The sequence below is a fragment of the Aeromonas sp. 61P genome, assembly GCF_051919545.1.
Classification (GTDB): domain Bacteria; phylum Pseudomonadota; class Gammaproteobacteria; order Enterobacterales; family Aeromonadaceae; genus Aeromonas; species Aeromonas veronii.
This window is the reverse complement of record NZ_JBQBEL010000001.1, coordinates 3,532,187-3,555,163: the sequence shown is the minus strand read 5'-3', so window position 1 is coordinate 3,555,163 and position 22,977 is coordinate 3,532,187. Positions and strand designations below refer to the sequence as shown.

The window sequence follows — 22,977 nt, the reverse complement described above, 5'->3', positions numbered from 1 at the left end:
TGACACCACATTGTAGCTGTACTAGGGGAGGTGCCTATGTTGAATAAAGATCTAGAAAAGACGCTGAACGAGGCTTTCAAACTGGCCCGTGACGAGCGTCATGAATTCATGACCGTCGAGCACCTGTTGTTAGCCCTTCTGGATAACAGTTCAGCCCATGAGGCGCTGAGCTCTTGTGGTGCCGATGTTGAGCAGATGCGCAAGGAGATCCGCGCATTCATCACCCAAACTACTCCGCTCATACCGCGCGATGATGAAGATCGTGAAACCCAGCCGACACTGGGCTTCCAGCGCGTGTTGCAGCGTGCCGTCTTCCATGTGCAATCCTCCGGCAATACCGAAGTAAGCGGCGCCAACGTGCTGGTCGCTATCTTCAGTGAGCAGGAGTCACAAGCTGCCTATTTCCTGAAAAAAGCCGAGATCAGCCGTCTCGACGTCGTCAATTTCCTCTCCCACGGGGTGCGCAAGGACAGCAAGCCGGATCTCGGCAGCAATAACAATCCCGAGTCTGATGATGATGTTTCGGCCGCACAGATCGAGAGCTTTGCCACCAACCTGAACCAGCTGGTGCTGGAAGGGCGCATCGATCCGCTGATTGGCCGTGATCAGGAGCTCAATCGTACCATTCAGGTGCTCTGCCGCCGTCGCAAGAACAACCCGCTGCTGGTGGGTGAAGCCGGCGTGGGGAAAACCGCCATTGCCGAAGGGTTGGCCTATCGCATCGTCAAGGGGGATGTGCCCGAGGTGATTGCGGGCAGTACCATCTATTCGCTGGATATGGGTTCTCTGCTGGCGGGCACCAAATACCGTGGTGATTTCGAGAAGCGCCTCAAAGTACTGCTCAAGCAGATTGAGCGTCAGGAAGGGGCCATCCTCTTTATCGACGAGATCCATACCATCATTGGTGCCGGTGCTGCTTCCGGTGGTCAGCTGGATGCGGCCAACCTGATCAAGCCGCTGCTCTCCAATGGTTTGCTCCGCTGTGTGGGATCCACCACTTATCAGGAGTACGCCCAGATCTTCGAGAAAGACCGTGCGTTGGCCCGTCGCTTCCAGAAGATCGATATTGTCGAGCCGACTATCGATGACACCACTCGCATCCTGATGGGGCTCAAGAGTCGCTACGAAGCCCACCACGGTGTACGCTATACCGCCAAGGCGATCCGTGCAGCTGCCGAGCTCTCTGCCAAGTACATCAATGATCGTCACCTACCCGACAAGGCGATCGATGTGATCGACGAGGCGGGTGCCGGTCAACGGTTACTGCCGGCGAGCAAGCGCAAGAAAGTGATCAATGTGCAGGAAATTGAGTCCATTGTGGCCAAGATCGCCCGCATTCCGGAAAAATCAGTCTCCTCTTCAGATAAAGAAGTACTGAAGAACCTGGAGCGCAATCTGAAGATGGTGGTCTTTGGTCAGGATAAAGCCATCGAGGTGCTGACCGATGCGATTCGCCTCTCTCGTTCAGGTTTGGGTAACGAGCGTCGCCCGGTAGGGTGCTTCCTCTTCGCTGGTCCGACCGGGGTGGGCAAGACCGAGGTCACCCAGCAGCTTGGTAAGGCGCTGGGTGTCGAGATGCTGCGCTTTGATATGTCCGAGTACATGGAACGCCATACCGTATCTCGTCTGATTGGTGCGCCTCCCGGCTATGTCGGTTTTGAGCAGGGTGGTCTGCTGACTGATGCGGTGATCAAGCATCCTCATTCCGTCGTGTTGCTTGACGAAATTGAGAAAGCTCACCCGGACGTATTCAATCTGCTGTTGCAGGTGATGGACAACGGCACCCTGACCGACAACAACGGGCGCAAGGCGGATTTCCGTAACGTGATTTTGGTCATGACTACCAACGCCGGTGTGCAGGAGACTCAGCGTAAATCGATTGGCTTCCAGCAACAGGATTTGAGCCACGATGCCATGGCGGTGATCAACAAGACCTTCAGTCCGGAGTTTCGCAACCGGCTTGATCACACCATCTGGTTCAACCATCTGGATATGACGGTGATCCATCAGGTGGTCGACAAGTTCATTGTCGAATTGCAGGTTCAACTGGATGCGAAGGGAGTCTCTCTCGAGGTGTCAGAGCGTGCCCGCCACTGGTTGGCAGAGAAGGGATATGACAGAGCCATGGGCGCCAGACCGATGGGTCGGGTAATCCAGGAGCACCTCAAGAAACCCCTGGCCAACGAGATCCTGTTTGGTTCACTGGTTGACGGGGGAATTGTGAAGGTTGAGTTGGTAAATGACAGCCTCAGCTTTGATTTTCAGGTCAATGTTGAAGCTGTTTCCCACTAAGCGTTAGTGATCAGAAAACGACAAAAAACCCCAACCGAAAGGTTGGGGTTTTTTGCTGAATTCCTGGCTTAGCGAGAGCGGAAAACAATACGTCCCTTGGAGAGATCGTAGGGAGTCAGTGCTACCGTTACTTTGTCTCCAGTCAGGATACGAATGTAGTTTTTGCGCATCTTGCCTGAAATATGAGCGATAACCACGTGACCATTCTCCAGTTCCACACGGAACATGGTATTGGGCAGGGTTTCGAGAATAGTGCCCTGCATCTCAATACTGTCTTCTTTAGCCATTGAATCCTCTTGATAAGCCACAACAAAAAACCGCTGGATCATGCCGGATTTAAGGCTATGTGTAAAGTTTACTCGGGCTTGGTGTCGATATTTTTCCATTCCCCCTGAATTAACAGTTCATGAGGGAGGTAATTGCGTTTGTAATTCATCTTGCGACACGCCTCTACCAGATAGCCAAGATAGAGCCAGCTTCGCCCGGTTCGCCTGGCCAGATCGAGCTGGCAGAGGATGGCAAAAGTGCCCAGGGAGCGATCGGCATAGTCAGGATCGAAGAAGGTGTACATGGCGCTCAAGGAGTGGGGCAGCAGGTCTGTGGTGGCTACACCGATAAGGCGGCCCTCTTTGCGCATCTCCAGGTAGAGCGGCGGCATCCAGTCACAATGGAGAAACCCACGATACTGGCTGCGGTTGGGGGGATACATGCTGCCATCGTGATGGCGTTCGCGGATATAGCGTTCGTAGAGCAGGTAATACTCGGGTTTGTCATCGTAGCTCAGGACGATCTCGATATCCCTGTTGAGCTGGCGGATCCGCTTCTGGCCGCGGCTGGGGCGAAAGCGCTCGCTGTGAATACGAAGGGACTGGCAGGCATGGCACGCCGGGCAGTGGGGACGATAGATGTCGTTGCCACTGCGGCGAAAACCGGCAGTCAACAATCGCTCGTAACCGTTGGCGTTGAGCAGATTGTGATCCATCAGTACCAGCAATTGCTCCTGTTCATGGTCCAGATAACTGCAGGGATGCTTGGGAGTCAGCCCTACTTTGAGGATCACTTCTTCAGTCATAGGCTGATTTCCCCCTCTTGCCAGCAGGAAGCCAATAGTGGTTGATGGCCAAGGCGTGCCAGTTCGGCCAGAAAACGGGCCCTTGGCCACTCCTCGATACCCAGGGTCGCCAGAAACGGGTTTTGCATCTGGCAATCGATGAGGGCGCCGCGATGGCGGGCGAAGTGGCGACAGAGTGCCACCATGGCAAGTTTGGCGCCGTTATCAATCCGGCTGAACATGGATTCACCGCAAAACAGTCGGCCGATAGAGAGGCCATACAGTCCCGCTTGCAGCTCTCCCTCCTGCCAGATCTCGATAGAGTGGGCATGACCCAGCCGGTGCAACTGCTGGTAGGCCTCGATCATGGGCTGGCTGATCCAGGTGCCATCGGCAGTGCGACGAGGGGCGGCGCAGGCGGTAATGACTTCATTAAAGGCGCGATTGACGGAAATATCGAATGGGGTACGGCGGATAATCTTCTGCAGTGTGCGCCCCACATGGAGTTGGTCGGGACGGATCACCCCACGGGGATCCGGTGACCACCACAGGGTCGGCTGGTGGGGTTCATTCCACGGGAAGATCCCCTTGTGGTAAGCTGCCAGCAATCTGGCAGGGGAGAGATCCCCGCCGATCGCCAGCAAGCCATTGGGCTCTTCCAGCGCATGGCTGGGGTCGGGAAACCAGCAAAGCTCATCATCCAGTTGGGTAAGATAGCGAGACATAAGGCAACGAGGTTCATAGATGAAGGCCATTATCCTGATAGTATCCAGCTTGCTCTGCTTTGTCACGGCGCCCGCCGGGGCGGAAGTTTACCAGCGCAATACCGCGCGGCCGGTCAATCAGGTGGTGTTTGGTCAGGTCGAAACGGTGCGCAATATTACCCAGCGCCAGATCCTGGAGTCAGAGCACTCTGGCTGGAAGACGCTGGGTGGTGCCGTGTTGGGCGGTCTGCTTGGCAACCAGTTTGGCGGCGGTCATGGCCGTGAAATCGCCACCGCCGTCGGCGCGCTCGCAGGTGCTGCAGCTGCGCAGCAATACCAGTCCGGGGGAACCGTGGTGGAAAACAAGTTGGTGGAGCTGCTGATCCGCAACGAGCAAAATGCCCTTATCAACGTGATCCAGGATTATGATCCCACCATGGTCTTTGCCAATGGGGACAAGGTGCGCATTCTCTACTTCGATGATGGGGTGCGGGTCGACAAGACTTACTGACTTTCGATAGTCTCGGTGATGGGGAGACTGTGGCAGGAAAGGAACCCGCAGACTCTCCTGCTGGAAAGTCTGTCGGGCGGTAATACACGGGACTGATGCCCTGAGGATTCAGATAGTTATCTCTTGAGAGACTATCTTGTCGCGACCGGTGTTCTTTGCCTGATAGAGCAGCCGATCCGCTACGCTCAGCGCCTCGTCCATGGATATCCGCCCGACACTGATCACGCCGTAACTGGCGCGAACAAAGAGCGGGGTTTCCGGTGACAAGGGTTGCTGGCGCAGCTGCTGACGCAGCCCTTCAAGACGCTTGATCAACACGGGGACGGTACAGTGAGGCACCATCATGGCAAACTCCTCTCCGCCAAAGCGGGCGATCATGGCATCGGGGAAGAACTGGGTCAGTAGCCGGGTCAGATGGCAGAGCAGTTGATCGCCGATGGCATGGCCCCAGTGATCGTTGACCTGCTTGAAGTGATCCACATCAAGCACACAGAGTGCGAGAGGCGTCTGCTGGCGCTGATGTTCTTCAAACCATTTTTGCCCTTCGTTGAACCAGTAGCGCCGGTTGTAGAGACCGGTCAGGTAATCACGATTGGCTGACTCCTGAATGCTGTTGAACTGCTCGAGCGCTTCCAGATTGTGGCTGACCCGACACTGTAGCTCTTCCGGCTCGAACGGCTGGTTGAGAAAGTCGTTGGCGCCCTGCTTGAGGTAGCGAGCAGAGAGACCGCGCTTGTCCGAGACCGAGATCCCGATAATCGCGAGCTGCTGCTTGCTGTAACGCTCTCTCAGCATCCGCACCAGACTGATGCCATCGATATCCGGCATATAATAGTCGACCAGTGCCAGCCGGATGTCCGGGTGTTGCTCCAGCATCGCCATCGCTTCACGGGCATGACTGGCCTCATGCACCTGCAACAACTGCTTGCGCAACTGGGCCATGGTGCGGTGACGGGAGGTGCGTGAGTCGTCGACCACCAGCACTTCGATAGACTGGTTGAGATAGAGGCGGTGCACCAAACTGACGGCATATTGCAGCGAGTGGCGCGAATCCTTCATCACATAGTCCAGCACGCCGGTTTCCAGCCAGGCGGCACGTTTATCCTCGCTGATGTCGGCAGTGAGGATCACCACCGGCAAACCTCGAGCCAGCAGCTCGTTGACCGCTTCGCCACGGGGCGCATCCGGCAAGGTCAGGTCCACCAGCGCGACCACATACTCCTCGCCCCGGCAGTGACGGGCACCTTCGAGGGTATCGAAGGCGTCAATCTCGAGGCCTGTCTGCTGGGCAATGGCCTGAGTCAGCATACGGCGGATGGTCAGGCTATCTTCGACAATCAATATCTTCTGTTTCATTAGACTCCTTTAAATAAAAAAGGCATACCGACTGGTATGCCTTATATCACAACTACGCTTGTTTATTGCGCGTCGAGGTAGCGTTCGGCATCGAGGGCTGCCATGCAGCCGGTACCGGCAGAGGTGATCGCCTGACGGTAGTTGTGGTCGGCCACGTCGCCGGCAGCGAAGACACCTTCAATGCTGGTCTGGGTGGCAAAACCGTCGAGGCCGCCACGTACCTTCAGATAGCCGTTTTGCATCTCCAGCTGGCCATCGAAGATCTGGGTATTGGGCTGGTGGCCGATGGCGATGAAGACGCCCATCAGCGGCAGCTCGCTGGTGCTGTTGTCCTGAGTGTTGCGCAGGCGCACACCGGTGACCCCCATCTGATCGCCCAGCACTTCGTCCAGGGTCTGGTGGGTGTGCAGCACGATATTGCCGCTCGCGACCTTGTCGTGCAGACGCTTGATCAGGATCTTCTCGGCACGGAATTCGTCGCGGCGGTGGATCAGGTGCACCTTCTTGGCGATGTTGGCCAGATACAAAGCTTCTTCAACAGCGGTGTTGCCGCCGCCGATCACCGCCACTTCCTGATTGCGGTAGAAGAAACCGTCACAGGTGGCACAGGCAGAGACGCCGCGCCCCTTGAAGGCCTCTTCGGAGGGCAGACCCAGATACTTGGCGGAGGCGCCGGTCGCGATGATCAGGGCATCGCAGGTGTACTCGCCGTTGTCGCCCTTGAGACGGAACGGGCGCTGAGTCAGTTCGACACTGTTGATGTGATCAAACAGGATGCGGGTGTCGAACTTCTCTGCATGCTCTTTCATGCGCTCCATCAGGGCCGGGCCTGTCAGCCCTTCCGGATCACCTGGCCAGTTTTCCACTTCGGTGGTGGTGGTCAGCTGACCCCCTTGCTGCATGCCGGTGATGAGCAGGGGATTGAGGTTGGCGCGGGCGGCGTAGACGGCCGCGGTGTAACCGGCCGGGCCTGACCCTAAGATCAGCAATTTGCTGTGAGTGACTTGGCTCATGATGTCATTTCCGGGATGTGATGAGTTTGCGCGATTGTAGGTAATTCGTGATCCGGGGTCAAAGGCTGGTGAGTCGATTGCACTAATCGTGTTCACAAGGGGTGACATGCAAAATAAAGGCATAAAAAAACCGCCCATCGCGGGCGGATTTTCACTCATCTCCAACTGGCGCAGGCCAGCGCAGATCAGTTCAGCAGGGTCAGGGGATCCGTGTAGGCAAGGCCATGTGCCACGGCCACTTCCTTGCAGGTGAGCTTGCCCTCCATCACGTTGAGCCCGTGCAGCAGGTTGGGATCGCTCAGCAGTGCCTGACGATACCCTTGCTGGGCCAGCTTGATGATAAAGGGGAGGGTGGCATTGTTGAGCGCCACGGTCGAGGTGCGGGCCACCGCCCCCGGCATGTTGGCGACACAGTAGTGCACCACTTCATCGACGATATAGGTCGGATCCTGGTGGGTGGTGGCGTGGGAGGTTTCCACACAGCCGCCCTGATCGATGGCCACATCGACGATGGCAGAACCCGGCTTCATGCGCGCAATGTGGTCACGGCGGACAAGTTTTGGCGCAGTGGCGCCCGGTACCAGCACGCCGCCGATGACCAGATCGGCCGCCAGCAGATGGCGCTCCAGCGTCTCGCTGTTGGAGTAGACTACTTTGGCCGCTCCCTGGAACTCGTTATCGAGACGGCGAAGGGTATCGACGTTGTTGTCGAGGATGGTCACATCTGCGCGCAGGCCAATGGCCATGCGGGCTGCATTAGAGCCGACCACGCCGCCACCGATGATCACCACCTTGGCCGGTTCGACACCGGGTACGCCGCCGAGCAGCACACCGCTACCACCGCGCGATTTTTCCAGTGCCTGGGCACCCGCCTGAATAGACATGCGACCTGCGACTTCCGACATGGGGGCCAGCAAGGGCAGGCCGCCACGGCCGTCGGTGACGGTTTCATAGGCGATACAGATGGCGCCGCTTTTCAGCAGGGCTTCGGTCTGGGGCAAGTCTGGCGCCAGATGCAGATAGGTAAACAGGGTTTGACCCGGGCGCAGCATGGCACATTCGACAGGCTGAGGTTCCTTGACCTTGACGATCATCTCGGCTTTGGCGAAAACCTCTGCTGCAGAGGCCAAAATTTCGGCTCCAACAGCGATATAATCTGCATCGCTGAAGCCAATGCCGTTTCCGGCACCGCTTTGGACGAAAACAGTATGGTTTCGTGCTGTCAGTTCACGTACACTGGCCGGAACCATGCCTACGCGGTATTCATGGTTTTTTATCTCTTTAGGTACACCGATAATCATGCTATCCCTCGTCTATAGATTGGTGTTTCATGTTGCCAAAATGTTAACCAACATTTGCGCCTAGTATATTCAGGTATTGACAGGATTTGTGACCATAATTATAAAATGACTGGTGATTCTTACCAAAAAATAGCCAAAGGATGGAATAAAATGATGGAAGCTAAGAGTCGGCTAAAGGATTTGGACAGGATTGACCGCAACATTCTTAATGAACTGCAAAAGGATGGCAGGATTTCGAATGTTGAGTTGTCCAAGCGAGTTGGCCTGAGTCCTACACCGTGTCTGGAACGGGTTCGTCGCCTCGAGCGACAAGGTTATATCGAAGGATATGCCGCTATTCTGAACCCTCATTATCTGGACGCATCTCTGCTGGTGTTTGTAGAGATAACCCTCAATCGCGGGGCGCCTGATGTGTTTGAACAGTTCAACAAGGCTGTTCAGGTGCTCGAAGAGATCCAGGAGTGTCATCTGGTTTCCGGTGACTTCGACTACCTGCTCAAGACCCGAGTCAGCGACATGTCGGCTTACCGCCGTCTGTTGGGGGAAACCCTGCTGCGTCTGCCCGGTGTCAATGACACCCGCACCTATGTGGTGATGGAAGAGGTCAAGCAGAGCAGTCGTCTGGTGATCAGCCCGATAAAGCAGGTTATGCCGTGGTATCTTTTCCATATGAGACACCATGACAGTCAGAAACGAGCGGCCGGTCCGCTCGTTTCTTCTTGTAAAGATAATTGCAAATATGGCCCCGTCCCATCAGGCTCTGGCTGACAATCGATGGGCTTTTCGGGGATACTAGGCCCCCTTATTTCCTGCATTACATGTTTTCAGAAAGGAGCCGGAGTTTGGCCGATAAAAAGCTGTTTACTCCTTTATCAGGTACACAACGGATCTTCGAAGCCGTCTTGATCGCCATCACCCTGATGGCTGCTTATCTTCTGCTTGCCCTGTTGTCCTATCACCCCGCGGATCCCGGCTGGTCCCAGACCTCCTGGCAAGGGGAGGTGAAGAACCTCGCCGGTAGTGCCGGTGCCTGGCTCGCCGATATCACCATGTTTACCTTTGGTGCCTTCTCCTATCTGGTGCCGCCGCTGGTGGTGCTGCTGGGCTGGAGTCTGTTCTGGCGCCCGAGCCGTCTGCTCGATGTGGATTACCTCACCCTGGGGGTGCGGATCATCGGCTTTATCCTGACCGTGCTCGGCATGTCGGCCATTGCCAGCATGAACTTCAACGATATGCAAAACTTCTCCGCCGGTGGTCTGGTGGGGGATGTGATCGCTTCTGCAGTGGTGCCGCTGTTTGGCGGCGTCGGGGCCAACCTGATGCTGCTCTGCTTCGTGGCAACCGGCATCACCCTGTTTACCGGCTGGTCCTGGCTCACTATTGTCGAGCAGATCGGTGCGGCCTGTACCGGTTCGGTCAGCGCTGTTTACCACTTCCCGACCACCCTCGGCCGCTGGCTGACCGGTGGCTGGCGTCAACCCCGCAACGAGGGGCCGGATCCCTTGCTGGAAGGCGGGGTAGGGGCCATCGCGTTTGATGACGAGGAAGATGAGCCGCACACCAGCTGGACGCGCAAGCCCAAGGCCAAGAACCAGAAGGCTGCCGCCGAAGAGTGGCTGCCGGAACTCGACGACGATACCTTCGAGTTCGATCCCCAGTTTGATGATGAAGATGATGAGCCGGCTCCGGCTGCCAAGCCGAAACGTGCGGTGGCGGCTGCCAATGGGCGCCGTCAGCCGGTACTGGCTGTGGCCGATGACGATGATGATGACGATCTGGATCTGCCGTGGGCCGAAGGGGACGACGAGGTCGCCGCGCCGGTCGCTGTTGCACCGACCAAGCCCAAGCGTCGTCCGCAGTCAACAATGCCGCCGTTGCCGAGTATCGAGCTGCTCGACCGTCCACCCGCCAAGACCCAGATGATGAGCAAGGATGAGCTGGATCGAATGGGCCGTCTGGTGGAGGCCAAGCTTGCCGACTACAACGTGCAGGCCAAGGTGGTGGGTGTCTATCCGGGCCCGGTCATTACTCGTTTCGAGCTGGATCTGGCGCCGGGCATGAAGGCGAGCAAGATCACCAACCTCTCGCGCGATCTGGCCCGCTCTTTGTCTGCCAGCAGCGTGCGGGTGGTTGAGGTGATCCCGGGCAAGACCTATGTGGGGATCGAGCTGCCCAACCGGGTGCGTCAGACCGTTTACCTGCGCGAAACCCTCGACTGTGATGCTTTCCGCGATAGCCGCAACCCGCTCACCATGGGCCTGGGTCAGGACATCGCCGGCGAGCCGGTGGTGGTGAACCTGGCCAAGATGCCGCACCTGCTGGTGGCCGGTACCACAGGTTCCGGTAAGTCGGTGGGGGTCAACACCATGATCATCTCGATGCTCTACAAGTCATCCCCCGATGATCTGCGCTTCATCATGATCGACCCCAAGATGCTGGAACTCTCGGTCTACGAAGGGATCCCGCATCTGCTGACCGAGGTGGTGACCGACATGAAGGATGCCGCCAACGCCCTGCGCTGGTGTGTGGGCGAGATGGAGCGCCGTTACAAGCTGATGTCGGCAGTCGGGGTGCGCAACCTCAAGGGCTACAACGACAAGGTACTGGCTGCCATCGAGGAGGGGGAACCCCTGCTGGATCCGTTGTGGCGTCCGGGTGACTCCATGGATCAGATGCCGCCGGAGCTGGAGAAGCTGCCCCACATCGTGGTGGTGGTGGACGAATTTGCCGACATGATGATGATCGTCGGCAAGAAGGTGGAAGAGCTGATCGCCCGTATCGCCCAGAAGGCGCGGGCCGCCGGTATTCACCTTATTTTGGCGACCCAGCGTCCGTCAGTGGATGTGATTACCGGTCTTATCAAGGCCAACATCCCGACCCGTATTTCGTTCCAGGTATCGAGCAAGATCGACTCGCGCACCATCATCGATCAGGGCGGCGCCGAATCCCTGCTCGGTATGGGCGACATGCTCTACATGCCGGCCGGTACCTCCAACCCGACCCGGGTACACGGTGCCTTTGTCGATGACCACGAAGTGCACAAGGTGGTGGCGGATTGGAAACTGCGCGGCGAGCCGAACTACATCGAGGAGATCCTCTCCGGTGAGTCGGGTGGCGAAGGTGGCAGCGGCGAATATGGCGGTGGTGGCGATGAAGAGCTCGACCCCCTGTTCGACGAAGCTGTCGCTTTTGTGGTGGAGTCCCGCCGTGGCTCGACCTCCAGCGTCCAGCGCAAGTTCAAGATTGGTTACAACCGGGCAGCCCGTCTCATCGAGCAGATGGAGAATCAGGGCATCGTCAGCTCACCGGGTGGCAATGGTCAGCGCGACGTGCTGGCACCGCCGCCGGTGCGGGACTAAGCCTCACCGTTTCATACTATCCCTGGCCATGCCCTCCGCGGGCGTGGCCTTTTATCGAGAGCGTCTTTATGAAGAGCGTGATGAAAAAACAACTGTTGATGGGTACCGTGCTGCTGATGGCCAGCAGCCAGGTGTGGGCCGATGCGGCCAGCGATCTCAAACATAAGCTGGCGGGGGTGAGCCTCTTCTCCGCCAAGTTTGCCCAGACCGTCTATGACAGCAAGGGCAAGGAGCTGCAAAAGGCCAGCGGCGATCTGCTGGTGCAGCGGCCAAACCGTTTCAACTGGCACACCACCTCGCCGGACGAGAGCCTGATCGTGGCCGATGGTCAGGATGTCTGGGTCTATGATCCCTTCGTCGAGCAGGTGACCGCCCTCAAGCTGAAAGATGCGGTGCTCAACACCCCCTTTATTCTGATCGCTGGCAATGACGACAAGTTCTGGAAGAACTATGACGTGACCCAGCAGGGGGATGTCTATACCGTCACCAGCCGTCACAAGGATGAGCTGATCGCCTCCTTCCGTGTCACCTTCGACAGACAAGACAACATCAGTCGTTTCGATGTGAAAGAGGCGCAAGGGCAGTGGAGTGAATTCACCCTTAGCAACTTCAACCGCAAGCCGGTGCTCAAGGGCAACGAATTTGTTTTCAAGATCCCGAAGGGGGTCGAGCTGGACGACCAGCGCTAATGAGCAAGCGGTCGTTGGATTGCTCGCCACTGCGCCAGTCAAAGGCGAGTGGCGTGACGCTGGGTGGTCAATACAGATGAGCAACTTGACGCTGGATTTCTCATCGGACTTTCGTCCGCTGGCGGCCCGGATGCGGCCGCAAAACCTCGACCAGTATATCGGTCAGCAACATATCCTGGGGGCTGACAAGCCCCTGCGCAAAGCCATTCTGGCGGGTCACTGCCACTCGATGATCCTGTGGGGGCCGCCCGGTACCGGCAAGACCACGCTGGCGGAGCTGATGGCTCACTACTGTCAGGCGGAAGTGGAGCGACTCTCTGCGGTCACCTCCGGGATCAAGGAGATCCGCGCCGCTATCGACAAGGCGAAGGAGAACAGCTGGCGCGGAGTGCGCACCATCCTGTTTGTGGATGAGGTGCACCGCTTCAACAAGAGCCAGCAGGATGTGTTCCTGCCCCACATCGAAGATGGCACCATCACCTTTATCGGTGCCACCACTGAAAACCCCTCGTTCGAACTCAACAACGCACTGCTCTCACGAGCCCGGGTCTATCTGCTCAAGCGACTGGAGGAGAGCGATATTCTCGCCATGCTCGATCAGGCGATGACTGATCCCCGTGGTCTCAATGATCCGGCACTCACCTTTGCCCCCGGCGTCAAAGAGGCGTTGGCTAAGGCAGTTGATGGGGACGGGCGAAAATCCCTCAACTATCTGGAGTTGTTGGCCGACATGGCCGAAACCGACAGCACAGGGGCGCGGGTGATCGACAGTGCCCTGCTCGCTGCCGTGGTGGGGGAGCACGTGGCCCGCTTCGACAAGGGGGGGGATCACTTCTATGACCTCATCTCGGCGGTGCACAAGTCCATTCGCGGCTCGGCGCCGGATGCGGCGCTCTACTGGTATGCCCGCATGGTGAGTGCCGGTTGCGATCCGCTCTATATTGCCCGCCGTTTGTTGGCGATAGCCTCGGAAGATGTGGGCAATGCGGATCCCCGTGCCATGCAGGTCGCCCTGTCGGCCTGGGATTGCTTCCATCGCATCGGTCCGGCGGAAGGGGAGCGGGCTATCGCCCAGGCGATCGTCTATCTCGCCTGTGCCCCGAAAAGCAATGCGGTCTATACCGCCTGGAAGGCAGCGCTCCATGATGCCAAAAACCTCCCTGACTTCGAGGTGCCGGTGCACCTGCGCAATGCGCCGACCAAACTGATGAGCGATCTGGGCTATGGCGCCGAGTATCGCTATGCCCATGACGAGCCGGGCGCCTATGCTGCGGGCGAGCAGTATTTCCCGCCCGAGCTGGCGGGCAAGCAGTACTACCAGCCCACTGATCGCGGCCTTGAAAAGCAGATTGGCCAGAAGCTCGATTACCTCCATGAACTGGACAGGCAAAGTCCGCAGCAACGGGGCAAATAGCCCCTTTGTTACCTCGCATGGCTGAAAATTGGTCAGGCGTTTGAATATACAGGACGGTTTGCGTGCCAAAGTCGGTAAAAACGACACAAATAGTCCCTGTTCGGGCGGGGGGGCGGTCTGCTACACTGCCCGTCTGACCCCGCTTGTCTTGGCCTTGCGCCATCTTCTTGATCTCGAAGGCCTGTGATAGTTAAGGCCCGATTCTGAAGACGATTGGGGTGCGCCAACCGATGTTAACTTCCGGATCTGTTTCCCAGCCCGTCATGACGACTCAGGCCCAGATCCCATTTTAAAAAAGTAGGTAAACCATGCTGGATCCCAAATATCTGCGCAGCGATATCGAAGAGGCTGCCGCTCGTCTGGCGACACGTGGCTACGTTCTGGACGTAGCGGCTGTCAACGCTCTGGAAGAGAAACGCAAGGATCTGCAGTCCCGTACCCAGGAGCTGCAGGCCGAGCGCAACGCCCGCTCCAAATCCATCGGTGAAGCTGCCCGTCGTGGTGAAGATGTTGCCCCGCTCAAGGCCGAAGTGACCAAGATCAACGACGAGCTGGAAACCAGCAAGGTCGAGCTGGATGCCCTGCTGGCCCAGCTGAAAGCCATTGCCGACGCCATCCCCAACCTGCCGAGCGAGACCACTCCGGTGGGCCGTGACGAGAACGACAACGTGGAAGTGCGCCGCTGGGGTACCCCGCGCGAGTTCAGCTTCCCGGTACGCGATCACATCGATCTGGGCGAAGCGGCCAAGGGCGTTGACTTCAAGAATGGCGTCAAACTCTCCGGTACCCGTTTCGTGGTGATGAAGGGTCAGATTGCCCGTCTGCACCGTGCCCTGGCTCAGTTCATGCTGGATCTGCACACCCAGCAGCACGGTTACACCGAGTGCTACGTGCCCTATCTGGTGAACCCGGACAGCCTCTATGGCACCGGCCAGTTGCCGAAATTTGCCCAGGACCTGTTCAACACCGGTATCGAAGGTGAAGGGGAAGAAGAGGGCAAGGTGCGCAAGTTCTCCCTGATCCCGACCTCCGAAGTGCCGCTCACCAACATGGCCCGTGACGAGATCTTTGACGCGCAAGAGCTGCCAATCAAGATGACCGCTCACAGCCCCTGCTTCCGCTCTGAAGCCGGTTCCTACGGTCGTGATACCCGTGGCCTCATCCGTATGCACCAGTTCGACAAAGTCGAAATGGTTCAGCTGGTTCACCCGGAGAAATCCTGGGATGCGCTGGAAGAGATGGTCGGTCACGCCGAGAAGGTGCTGCAACTGCTGGAGCTGCCGTATCGCGTGATGGCGCTTTCTACCGGTGACATGGGCTTCTGCGCTTCCAAGACCTACGATCTGGAAGTGTGGCTGCCGGCCCAGAACACTTACCGTGAGATCTCCTCTGTCTCCAACTGCACCGACTTCCAGGCGCGCCGCATGCAAGCTCGCGTGCGCATCGACGGCAAGCCGCAACTGCTGCACACCCTGAACGGCTCCGGTCTGGCAGTGGGTCGTACCCTGGTTGCCGTGATGGAGAACTACCAGCAGGAAGATGGCCGCATCGCCATCCCGGCTGCGCTGCAATCCTACATGGGTGGCCTGACCCACATCGGGTAAGTTCACGCCGCTGACCACAACGCCATGGCATTGCCATGGCGTTGTGCATTCTGGCGCCGATCAACCGTTTTAGTGCTGAAAAAATGCGGCTTTTCGGCGTCGCTTTGAACAGTTAACACATTTTTATCAAGCAATGCGCAATCGTTTTTGTTAGACTGCGCCGCAATTTCGCAGGACATCTTTTTCTATGGTCTGGATTGATTACGCCATCATCGGCATCGTCGGTTTCTCTGCTCTTATCAGCCTGGTGCGCGGCTTCGTCAAGGAGGCCATGTCTCTTGTCACCTGGTTCGTCGCCTTCTTTATTGCCAGCCATTTCTATCCCGATCTCGCCGTCTATTTCACCTCCTTCTCCGACGCGCTGGTTCGCAACGGTCTGGCCATCGCGGCGCTGTTTGTGGCGACTTTGATCCTCGGCAGCGTGGTCAACTATGTGGTGGGCCTGTTGGTGGACAAGACGGGTCTCTCCGGTACCGATCGGGTGCTGGGGGTCTGCTTCGGTGCAATTCGCGGGGTGCTGATCGTCAGTGCCCTGCTTTTTTTCATGGATACCTTCACCAGCCTCTCCCAGAGCGACTGGTGGGTGGCGTCCAAGCTGGTGCCGGAGTTCAAGCCGGTGATCCAGTGGTTTTTCGGGTTCATGTTGAACTCATCCAGTTTTCTTAAACAGGTATAGTGACTTCGAGGTAGCAAAGACATGTGTGGTATTGTCGGTATAGTTGGCACCACCCCCGTCAATCAGGCCCTCTACGACGCCTTGACGGTGTTGCAGCACAGGGGACAGGATGCCGCCGGGATCGTGACCATTGATAGTGGAAACTTCCGGCAACGCAAGGCCAATGGCCTGGTGAAGGACGTGTTTGAAGTGCGCCACATGCAGCGTCTGCAAGGGAACATCGGCATAGGTCATGTCAGATACCCCACCGCAGGCAGCTCAAGTGCCGCTGAAGCCCAACCTTTTTATGTGAACTCGCCCTACGGCATGGTGCTGGCCCATAACGGCAACCTCACCAACGCCAAGGAGCTCAAGGAGCAGCAGTTCAAGGTCGCCCGCCGTCACATCAACACCACCTCCGACTCGGAAGTGTTGCTGAACGTGTTGGCCCACGAGCTGGATCGCTGTGACAAGATGGCCCTGCGTCCCGAAGATATCTTCGCCGCGGTGCGCAGAACCCATCAGCAGATCCGCGGCGCTTATGCGGTGGTTTCGCTGGTGATTGGTCATGGTCTCATCGGTTTTCGCGATCCCAACGGCATTCGCCCGCTGATCCTGGGTCGTCGGGTCGACGAGCAGGGGCAGGTGGAGTACATGCTCGCCTCAGAGAGCGTTGCGCTCGACGCCATCGGTTTCGAGACGGTGCGGGATATTGCGCCGGGTGAAGCCATCTACATCACCGAGCAGGGCCAGCTCTTCTCCGAGCAGTGTGCGGAGAACCCGCAGATGAGCTCTTGTATATTCGAATATGTCTATTTCGCCCGTCCCGATTCGTGCATCGACAAGGTCTCGGTCTACGCCGCCCGCCTCAACATGGGTCGCAAGCTGGGTCAGAAGATTGCCCGCGAGTGGGAAGATCTCGATGTAGACGTGGTCATCCCCATCCCCGAGACCTCCTGTGACGTGGCGCTGGAGATCGCCCATACCCTCGACCTGCCGTACCGTCAGGGCTTCGTGAAGAACCGCTACATCGGCCGTACCTTCATCATGCCGGGCCAGACCCAGCGCAAGAAGTCGGTGCGTCGCAAGCTCAACGCCATCAGCTCCGAATTCAAGGGCAAGAAGGTGTTGCTGGTGGATGATTCCATCGTGCGTGGTACCACGTCCGAGCAGATCATCCAGATGGCCCGTGAAGCGGGGGCAGCCAAGGTCTACTTCGCCTCGGCGGCGCCGGAAATTCGCTTCCCCAACGTCTACGGCATCGACATGCCCACCGCCAACGAGCTGATCGCCCATGGCCGCGAAGTGGAAGAGGTGTGCAAGCTGATTGGCGCTGACGGCCTGATTTTCCAGGATCTGGAAGATCTGGAAGCCGCCGTGCGGGAGATCAACCCGGATCTGCGTCACTTCGAGACCTCGGTCTTCAATGGTCACTACGTCACCTCCGACGTGGACCAGTCCTATCTGGATCACCTCAACGCCCTGCGCAACGATGACACCAAAGCGGTGCGTGAGTGGCAGGAAGGCACCAGCAATCTGGAAATTTTTAACGAAGGCAGTTAAACGTTTGCGGTTTTGCCGGATGGGATAGCGAGATGGGGGCCAGTGGCCCCCATTGTCGTTTTTGCCTCGCACCGCCAGAAGGGGTAGGGTGTATCTGTTTGAAAAATATCCGCTTATCTTGCCGGATATGGGCATGGCCAGCGGGATCCGCTAGCATAGGCGGCAACATATATGACCGATACGCTTTTAACCTGCGTGTTTAACAAACGAGAGTTTAGATGGATGACCTGTTAGCCCCTGTGCGCCAGTTTTTGCAGTGCGAGACCCCGGATGAGTGGGTGGAGATGGCGCGGGATCCGGCCCGTTTACCGACCCTGCTCATCGATCACGCCAACTGCGAGACCAAGGCTGCACTCACTGCCCACAGTCTGGTGCGCCGCTACTGCCTGCCGAAGGGCAAGCGCCATCTGCTGCCCAAGCTGGAGTTTTATCGCGAGCTGGATGCCATCCCGGAGAAGGCCGAGATCCTGGGCAAACGCAGCATGGGGGAGTCTGATCGCACCGTCTTTGCCGAACTGGAACGCAATCCGCTGCTGTTTCCCATGGTGCGACTCATTCAGGAGGAGCTGCACCACTTCGAGCAGGTGCTGGAGATCATGCAGGCCCGCGGCATCGAATACGGGCCGGTGACGGCCTCCCGCTATGCCCGCCAATTGATGCAGCATGTGCGCACCCATGAGCCGGCCACCATAGTCGACAAGATGATCATCGGCGCCTATATCGAGGCCCGCTCCTGCGAGCGCTTTGCCAAGCTGGCGCCCCATCTGGACGAAGAGCTGAGCCGTTTCTATGTCTCTTTGCTGCGCTCTGAAGCGCGCCACTATCAGGATTACCTGAGCCTGGCCGAACAGTACGCAGGGGAGGATATCAGCGAGCGGGTGGCCTTCTTTGGCAAGCTGGAAGCCGAGCTAATCTGCTCGCCGGATCCACAGTTCCGGTTTCATAGCGGCCTGCCTGTCACATCTGACAGTTGTTGACGCACAGGGGGCAAACTACTATTGCCCTGTTCCTACTACGAGCGACAAGTAGTTACTTTTGAGCGCAATTCCCGGCCCTGAGCCGGGATCTTTTTTTCTGTCGTACCTCCTTCCTGCCTTTGGCGCTCTATGCTGAATCCCTGGCTATTTTTGCGTATTCCCCTTGCGATGAAATCCTGTTCGATCAGCCGGTTATTGTGGTGATAAAGTGCTCATTCAATTGGCTCACCCTTGTAGAAACGGGCGAAACCGTGTACTTTTTTGCCTTCGCAAGATTTGAATAACCAATCAATAGGAGCGTGTATGCGCATTGTTCTGTTGGGGGCTCCGGGCGCCGGCAAAGGTACCCAGGCTCAGTTCATCATGGAAAAACACGGTATTCCCCAGATCTCCACCGGCGACATGCTGCGTGCGGCGATCAAAGCGGGCACCGAGCTCGGTCTGAAAGCCAAAGCTGTGATGGACGCAGGTCAGCTGGTCTCTGACGACATCATCATCGGTCTGGTCAAAGAGCGCATCGCTCAGCCGGACTGCGCCAAAGGCTTCCTGTTGGACGGTTTCCCGCGCACCATTCCCCAGGCGCAAGCCATGAAGGACGCCGGTGTCGTGGTTGATTTCGTGCTGGAGTTCGATGTGCCGGACGAAGAGATCGTCAAGCGCATGAGCGGCCGTCGCGTTCACTCCGGCTCCGGCCGTACCTACCACGTGGTGTTCAACCCGCCGAAAGTGGAAGGCAAGGATGACGTGACCGGTGAAGATCTGGTGATCCGCGCCGACGACGAAGAGACCACAGTACGCAAGCGTCTGGATGTATATCATCAGCAGACCGCGCCGCTGATCGGTTTCTACGGCAAAGAGGCGGAAGCGGGCCACACCCGTTACGTCAAGATCGACGGCACCCAGCCGGTTGATCTGGTCAGCAAGCAGCTTGCCACCATTCTGGGCTGATCTTTGCTGCCGGCACTGTTTCCCGTGCCATCAGATAAATAAAGAGAAGGGCCCTGTCGGGCCCTTTTTGCATAATGACAGATAGACAGGAAGCCAACGTGACCACGAAAACCGGAATATTGCTGGTCAATCTGGGTACCCCAGCCGCACCGACCACCGCTGCCGTCAAAGCATTCCTCAGCCAGTTCCTGCACGATCCCCGTGTGGTGGACCTGCCCCGTTACCTCTGGTGCCCGCTGCTCCACTTCATCATCTTGCCGACGCGCTCGCCCAAAGTGGCCAAGCTCTATCAGCAGGTGTGGACCGAGCAGGGCTCGCCGCTGATGGTGATAAGCAAGCAGCAGCGTGCTGCGCTGGAGCAGGAGCTCAAGCGGGAGGGGGTTGAGGTGCCGGTGGAGCTGGCGATGACCTATGGTTCCCCGTCAGTGAATGATGGCTGGCAGGCGCTCAAGGCCAAAGGGGTCAACCGGGTGATCCTGTTGCCGCTCTATCCGCAATATTCGGTCAGTACCACCGCCTCGGTCTTCGATGCCTGGAGCAAGGCGATGAAGAGAGAGCGCAATCTGCCGGTGGTACGGCTCATTCGTGATTATCACGCCCATCCCGAATACATTCAGGCGCTGGCCATGAGTGTGCGCCGTCACTGGGAGCAGCACGGTCAGGGTGATCACCTGCTGATGTCGTTCCACGGCATTCCCGAGCGCTACGAGAACGAAGGGGACCCCTATGGTCACCAGTGTCGCCATACCGCCAGCTTGCTGGCCGAGGCGCTCGGGCTGGAGGCCGGGCAGTGGACGGCCAGTTTCCAGTCCCGCTTTGGCAAGGAGGAGTGGCTCAAGCCCTACACAGACGTGACCATCGCCGGTATGCCAGCTGCGGGCATCAAGCGGCTCGATGTAATTTGTCCTGCCTTTGCCGCCGACTGCCTCGAAACCCTCGAGGAAATTCAGGTACAGAACCGGGAGATCTTCATGGAGGCCGGTGGCGAGCGGTTTGAATATATTCCGGCCCTCAACAGCGATCAGGCCCACATCAGGATGATGGTCTCACTCATCTGCCGCGAATTGGCATGAGTGACCGGCAGCCAGTCAAACAAGGAGTCGTCTTATGGTGCATATCACGCTGATTTACGCAGGCTTGCTGGGGCTGCTGTTTTTGGGGCTCTCCTTCTGGGTGGTCAAACGCCGCGCCCAGTTCGGGGTGATGATAGGGCAGGGGGAGGCCCCCGAGCTGCTGGCGGCGATCCGGGCCCACGGCAACTTTGCCGAGTATGTGCCGCTGACCCTGCTGCTGATGGCGCTGTGCGAGCTATCCGGTGCCGGTGCGCTCTGGCTGCATGCCGGTGGCGCCATGCTGTTGGTCGGCCGCATCCTGCATGCCATTGGCATCCAGATCCCCAAAGCCCCCAATGTGCCCCGTTTTCTGGGCACCCTGCTGTTCTGGCTCGCCCTCGGCCTCTTCTCGGTGCTGGCCCTGTTGCAGGGCATGGCGGCCGCCTGAAAACCGACGCTTTTTTATGCTATAGAGCCACCCCGGGCGGGGTGGTTTTTTTATGGTGAAAAGGCAAACGTTTTTCCTTGCAGGCCTTGTCTATACTGACTCCATTATTTAAACAGGGCGACTTTTCGGGGCGGCGGATTGTGTTAAAATCCAGCCCCTCTTTCCCCCAGAGCACAGAACATTGCCATGAAATTTCCCGGTCAGCGCAAGTCCAAACACTACTTCCCTGTCGACAGACGCGATCCCCTGGTGCCGCAAAATCCCCTGTTAACCGAGCTGGGCAAAGCCTACGTCGTCGGGATTGATCAGACCCTGGTTGATATTGAAGCCCATGTGGATGAAGACTTTCTGACCCGTTATGGTCTGAGCAAGGGGCACTCCGTCGTCATCAACGACGACGTGGCAGAACGCATTTATGACGAGCTCAAGGCCAACAACATGGTGGTGAGCGAGTTTGCCGGTGGTACCATTGGCAACACGGTACACAACTACTCGGTACTGGCCGATTCCCACTCCATCCTGCTGGGTGTGATGAGTCAGGACATTCGCATCGGCTGCTACGCCTACCGTTATCTGTGCAACACCTCTTCCCGCGTCAATCTGGACTATCTGCAGCCAGTTGATGGTCCCATCGGCCGTTGCTTCACTTTCATTACCGAGTGCGGCGAGCGCAGCTTCGGTATAAACGCTGGCAAGATGAACCAGCTGGATGTGCAGCACATTCCGGAGGATGTGATCAAAGGGGCATCTGCCCTAGTTATCACCGCCTATCTGGTACGCGGTGACGATGGTGATCCGATGAAAGAGGCGGCCATGACTGCTGTGCGTTATGCCCGCGAGGCCGGTATTCCCGTGGTGCTGACCCTGGGCACCCGTTTCGTCATCGACGAAAACCCCCAGTGGTGGCGCGACTTCATTGCCGAAAACGTGACTGTGCTGGCGATGAACGAAGACGAAGGTGAAGCCCTGACCGGTATCGCTGATCCGCTCGGTGCGGCCGACAAGGCGCTCGACTGGGCCGACATGGTGCTCTGTACTGCTGGCCCCATCGGCCTCTACATGGCGAGCTACACCGATGAGGACTACAAGCGCGAGACCACTCATACCCTGCTGCCAGGCGTTATCCCCGAGTTCAACATGTATGAGTTCAGCCGCCCGATGGCCCGTGCCAAGTGCCGCAAACCGGCCCGTATCTACTCCCACATCTCCCCGTATATGGGTGGCCCGGAGAAGATCAAGAACACCAACGGGGCAGGGGATGGCGCCCTTTCCGCCGTGCTGCACGACATGGTGGCCAACTCCTATCACCGGATGAATGTGCCCAACTCCGCCAAGCACATCTCCGAGTTCCTGACTTACTCCTCACTGGCCCAGGTTTGCAAATACGCCAATCGCGTCAGCTACGAGGTCTTGGCCCAGAGCAGCCCACGTCTCTCCCGCGGTTTGCCGGAGAAAGAGGACAGCCTGGAAGAGGTTTACTGGGAGCGTTGATCTCCTGAATCTGCAAGACGCCTCCATCGGGAGGCGTTTTTGCAGGCAAATGGGGGTTATCCCGGCTTTTTTCCCGGAATAACCCCAATATGCTTGAGTCCATGTCACTTTTACGACACCATTTGGCCATCGTATTGTCGCCCGACAATGCCGCAGCACCCGAAAGAAAGAGAGAATCCCATGAGCATGCTTAACGACAACCTTGACGCCAATTTCCAACTGTTTATCGAACAAGTCCGCGAGTCGGGTCAGGTGTGGGGTCTGCGCTATGGGGAAGACTGGGTCGTCTGCCGCTCCGCCGAATTTGAAGATGCCGACGTGATGCCGCTCTGGTCTGCCGAAGAGGACGCCCGTCTGCACTGCGTCGACGAGTGGGCCGATTACGAGCCGGAAGTGATCGATCTGGAAGAGTTTCTCGATATCTGGATCAACGATCTGGATGAAGATGATGTGCTGGTCGGCCCGAACTGGAACGCCGATCTGGAAGGCCAGGAGCTCGAACCCATCGAGCTGGCCAAGGCACTGGTTGAACTGGACGCCTGAAAGCGC

General features: G+C 57.8%; 21 protein-coding genes and 1 pseudogene. 15 read left to right on the top strand and 7 right to left on the bottom strand.

Going from position 1 to position 22,977, the window contains the following annotated elements:
• Positions 1-36 precede the first annotated feature (36 nt).
• A complete protein-coding gene (gene clpA, locus ACTG2O_RS16655; RefSeq protein WP_005337110.1) occupies positions 37-2,292 on the top strand; it encodes an ATP-dependent Clp protease ATP-binding subunit ClpA in 2,256 nt (751 codons plus the stop codon).
• A gap of 68 nt (positions 2,293-2,360) precedes the next feature.
• Here the strand turns inward: clpA and infA are convergent, their stop codons facing one another.
• The 3 genes from infA to aat form a co-directional block, all read right to left on the bottom strand.
• A complete protein-coding gene (gene infA, locus ACTG2O_RS16650; protein WP_005300033.1) occupies positions 2,361-2,579 on the bottom strand; it encodes a translation initiation factor IF-1 in 219 nt (72 codons plus the stop codon).
• A gap of 68 nt (positions 2,580-2,647) precedes the next feature.
• Positions 2,648-3,364, bottom strand: coding sequence for an arginyltransferase (locus tag ACTG2O_RS16645; protein WP_019445526.1), 717 nt, complete (start codon positions 3,362-3,364; stop codon positions 2,648-2,650).
• Positions 3,361-4,068 carry a leucyl/phenylalanyl-tRNA--protein transferase gene (gene aat / locus ACTG2O_RS16640; RefSeq protein WP_019445527.1) on the bottom strand — a complete coding sequence of 236 codons (708 nt, stop codon included), beginning with the start codon at positions 4,066-4,068 and terminating at the stop codon, positions 3,361-3,363. The genes ACTG2O_RS16645 and aat overlap by 4 nt, the downstream gene beginning before the upstream one ends.
• Before the next feature lie 19 nt (positions 4,069-4,087).
• On the opposite strand from aat, the gene ACTG2O_RS16635 reads away from it, so the two are divergent.
• Complete coding sequence (locus ACTG2O_RS16635) at positions 4,088-4,558, top strand: glycine zipper 2TM domain-containing protein (RefSeq protein ID WP_019445528.1); 471 nt, start codon at positions 4,088-4,090, stop codon at positions 4,556-4,558.
• A 108-nt stretch (positions 4,559-4,666) separates the two neighbouring features.
• On the opposite strand, the gene ACTG2O_RS16630 is transcribed toward ACTG2O_RS16635, so the two are convergent.
• From ACTG2O_RS16630 to ald, 3 genes are all read right to left on the bottom strand, one after another.
• Positions 4,667-5,914: a diguanylate cyclase gene (locus tag ACTG2O_RS16630; protein WP_019445529.1), complete on the bottom strand. Its 1,248-nt coding sequence runs from the start codon at positions 5,912-5,914 to the stop codon at positions 4,667-4,669.
• Between the two features lie 62 nt (positions 5,915-5,976).
• On the bottom strand, positions 5,977-6,927 hold the full coding sequence (gene trxB / locus ACTG2O_RS16625; protein ID WP_019445530.1) for a thioredoxin-disulfide reductase: 951 nt from the start codon (positions 6,925-6,927) through the stop codon (positions 5,977-5,979).
• A 185-nt stretch (positions 6,928-7,112) separates the two neighbouring features.
• The gene (ald, locus tag ACTG2O_RS16620) at positions 7,113-8,228 is read right to left on the bottom strand and encodes an alanine dehydrogenase (RefSeq protein WP_005337098.1); all 1,116 of its coding nucleotides are present in this window, start codon (positions 8,226-8,228) and stop codon (positions 7,113-7,115) included.
• 150 nt (positions 8,229-8,378) lie between these two features.
• On the opposite strand from ald, the pseudogene lrp reads away from it, so the two are divergent.
• The 5 genes and pseudogenes from lrp to serS form a co-directional block, all read left to right on the top strand.
• Positions 8,379-8,861, top strand: a pseudogene (gene lrp / locus ACTG2O_RS16615) (leucine-responsive transcriptional regulator Lrp); the annotation flags it as partial.
• 209 nt (positions 8,862-9,070) lie between these two features.
• Positions 9,071-11,587: a DNA translocase FtsK gene (locus ACTG2O_RS16610; protein WP_019445531.1), complete on the top strand. Its 2,517-nt coding sequence runs from the start codon at positions 9,071-9,073 to the stop codon at positions 11,585-11,587.
• 80 nt (positions 11,588-11,667) lie between these two features.
• A complete protein-coding gene (gene lolA, locus ACTG2O_RS16605) occupies positions 11,668-12,276 on the top strand; it encodes an outer membrane lipoprotein chaperone LolA (protein ID WP_041201846.1) in 609 nt (202 codons plus the stop codon).
• A 76-nt stretch (positions 12,277-12,352) separates the two neighbouring features.
• Entirely contained in the window at positions 12,353-13,690 is a 1,338-nt protein-coding gene (locus ACTG2O_RS16600) for a replication-associated recombination protein A (RefSeq protein WP_019445533.1), read from the top strand.
• Positions 13,691-13,998: 308 nt separating this feature from the next.
• Positions 13,999-15,294, top strand: coding sequence for a serine--tRNA ligase (gene serS / locus ACTG2O_RS16595; RefSeq protein ID WP_005337087.1), 1,296 nt, complete (start codon positions 13,999-14,001; stop codon positions 15,292-15,294).
• Positions 15,295-15,296: 2 nt separating this feature from the next.
• Here the strand turns inward: serS and ACTG2O_RS16590 are convergent, their stop codons facing one another.
• Entirely contained in the window at positions 15,297-15,473 is a 177-nt protein-coding gene (locus ACTG2O_RS16590; RefSeq protein ID WP_155395816.1) for a hypothetical protein, read from the bottom strand.
• Positions 15,474-15,481: 8 nt separating this feature from the next.
• On the opposite strand from ACTG2O_RS16590, the gene ACTG2O_RS16585 reads away from it, so the two are divergent.
• From ACTG2O_RS16585 to ACTG2O_RS16550, 8 genes are all read left to right on the top strand, one after another.
• Positions 15,482-15,970, top strand: coding sequence for a CvpA family protein (locus ACTG2O_RS16585; protein WP_005337086.1), 489 nt, complete (start codon positions 15,482-15,484; stop codon positions 15,968-15,970).
• 21 nt (positions 15,971-15,991) lie between these two features.
• Positions 15,992-17,512 carry an amidophosphoribosyltransferase gene (gene purF / locus ACTG2O_RS16580; protein ID WP_019445534.1) on the top strand — a complete coding sequence of 507 codons (1,521 nt, stop codon included), beginning with the start codon at positions 15,992-15,994 and terminating at the stop codon, positions 17,510-17,512.
• A 218-nt stretch (positions 17,513-17,730) separates the two neighbouring features.
• Positions 17,731-18,489 (top strand): tRNA isopentenyl-2-thiomethyl-A-37 hydroxylase MiaE, encoded by a 759-nt coding sequence (gene miaE, locus ACTG2O_RS16575; protein ID WP_005346385.1) that lies wholly within the window; start codon positions 17,731-17,733, stop codon positions 18,487-18,489.
• 303 nt (positions 18,490-18,792) lie between these two features.
• The gene (gene adk / locus ACTG2O_RS16570; RefSeq protein ID WP_005337083.1) at positions 18,793-19,437 is read left to right on the top strand and encodes an adenylate kinase; all 645 of its coding nucleotides are present in this window, start codon (positions 18,793-18,795) and stop codon (positions 19,435-19,437) included.
• A 98-nt stretch (positions 19,438-19,535) separates the two neighbouring features.
• A complete protein-coding gene (gene hemH / locus ACTG2O_RS16565; protein WP_064336268.1) occupies positions 19,536-20,510 on the top strand; it encodes a ferrochelatase in 975 nt (324 codons plus the stop codon).
• A gap of 34 nt (positions 20,511-20,544) precedes the next feature.
• Positions 20,545-20,937, top strand: a complete 393-nt coding sequence (locus ACTG2O_RS16560; RefSeq protein ID WP_005359993.1) for an MAPEG family protein — start codon at positions 20,545-20,547, stop codon at positions 20,935-20,937.
• Between the two features lie 186 nt (positions 20,938-21,123).
• Positions 21,124-22,428 (top strand): inosine/guanosine kinase, encoded by a 1,305-nt coding sequence (locus ACTG2O_RS16555; protein WP_005337079.1) that lies wholly within the window; start codon positions 21,124-21,126, stop codon positions 22,426-22,428.
• Positions 22,429-22,608: 180 nt separating this feature from the next.
• Entirely contained in the window at positions 22,609-22,971 is a 363-nt protein-coding gene (locus ACTG2O_RS16550; RefSeq protein WP_005337077.1) for a DUF2750 domain-containing protein, read from the top strand.
• Positions 22,972-22,977 lie beyond the last annotated feature (6 nt).

What these genes read in the sequence shown, in the direction of transcription:
- clpA (WP_005337110.1), top strand. Translation starts at nt 37, where the DNA reads ATGTTGAATAAAGATCTAGAAAAGACGCTGAACGAGGCTTTCAAACTG.
- infA (WP_005300033.1), bottom strand. Translation starts at nt 2,579, where the DNA reads ATGGCTAAAGAAGACAGTATTGAGATGCAGGGCACTATTCTCGAAACC.
- ACTG2O_RS16645 (WP_019445526.1), bottom strand. Translation starts at nt 3,364, where the DNA reads ATGACTGAAGAAGTGATCCTCAAAGTAGGGCTGACTCCCAAGCATCCC.
- aat (WP_019445527.1), bottom strand. Translation starts at nt 4,068, where the DNA reads ATGTCTCGCTATCTTACCCAACTGGATGATGAGCTTTGCTGGTTTCCC.
- ACTG2O_RS16635 (WP_019445528.1), top strand. Translation starts at nt 4,088, where the DNA reads ATGAAGGCCATTATCCTGATAGTATCCAGCTTGCTCTGCTTTGTCACG.
- ACTG2O_RS16630 (WP_019445529.1), bottom strand. Translation starts at nt 5,914, where the DNA reads ATGAAACAGAAGATATTGATTGTCGAAGATAGCCTGACCATCCGCCGT.
- trxB (WP_019445530.1), bottom strand. Translation starts at nt 6,927, where the DNA reads ATGAGCCAAGTCACTCACAGCAAATTGCTGATCTTAGGGTCAGGCCCG.
- ald (WP_005337098.1), bottom strand. Translation starts at nt 8,228, where the DNA reads ATGATTATCGGTGTACCTAAAGAGATAAAAAACCATGAATACCGCGTA.
- lolA (WP_041201846.1), top strand. Translation starts at nt 11,668, where the DNA reads ATGAAAAAACAACTGTTGATGGGTACCGTGCTGCTGATGGCCAGCAGC.
- ACTG2O_RS16600 (WP_019445533.1), top strand. Translation starts at nt 12,353, where the DNA reads ATGAGCAACTTGACGCTGGATTTCTCATCGGACTTTCGTCCGCTGGCG.
- serS (WP_005337087.1), top strand. Translation starts at nt 13,999, where the DNA reads ATGCTGGATCCCAAATATCTGCGCAGCGATATCGAAGAGGCTGCCGCT.
- ACTG2O_RS16590 (WP_155395816.1), bottom strand. Translation starts at nt 15,473, where the DNA reads ATGTCCTGCGAAATTGCGGCGCAGTCTAACAAAAACGATTGCGCATTG.
- ACTG2O_RS16585 (WP_005337086.1), top strand. Translation starts at nt 15,482, where the DNA reads ATGGTCTGGATTGATTACGCCATCATCGGCATCGTCGGTTTCTCTGCT.
- purF (WP_019445534.1), top strand. Translation starts at nt 15,992, where the DNA reads ATGTGTGGTATTGTCGGTATAGTTGGCACCACCCCCGTCAATCAGGCC.
- miaE (WP_005346385.1), top strand. Translation starts at nt 17,731, where the DNA reads ATGGATGACCTGTTAGCCCCTGTGCGCCAGTTTTTGCAGTGCGAGACC.
- adk (WP_005337083.1), top strand. Translation starts at nt 18,793, where the DNA reads ATGCGCATTGTTCTGTTGGGGGCTCCGGGCGCCGGCAAAGGTACCCAG.
- ACTG2O_RS16560 (WP_005359993.1), top strand. Translation starts at nt 20,545, where the DNA reads ATGGTGCATATCACGCTGATTTACGCAGGCTTGCTGGGGCTGCTGTTT.
- ACTG2O_RS16555 (WP_005337079.1), top strand. Translation starts at nt 21,124, where the DNA reads ATGAAATTTCCCGGTCAGCGCAAGTCCAAACACTACTTCCCTGTCGAC.
- ACTG2O_RS16550 (WP_005337077.1), top strand. Translation starts at nt 22,609, where the DNA reads ATGAGCATGCTTAACGACAACCTTGACGCCAATTTCCAACTGTTTATC.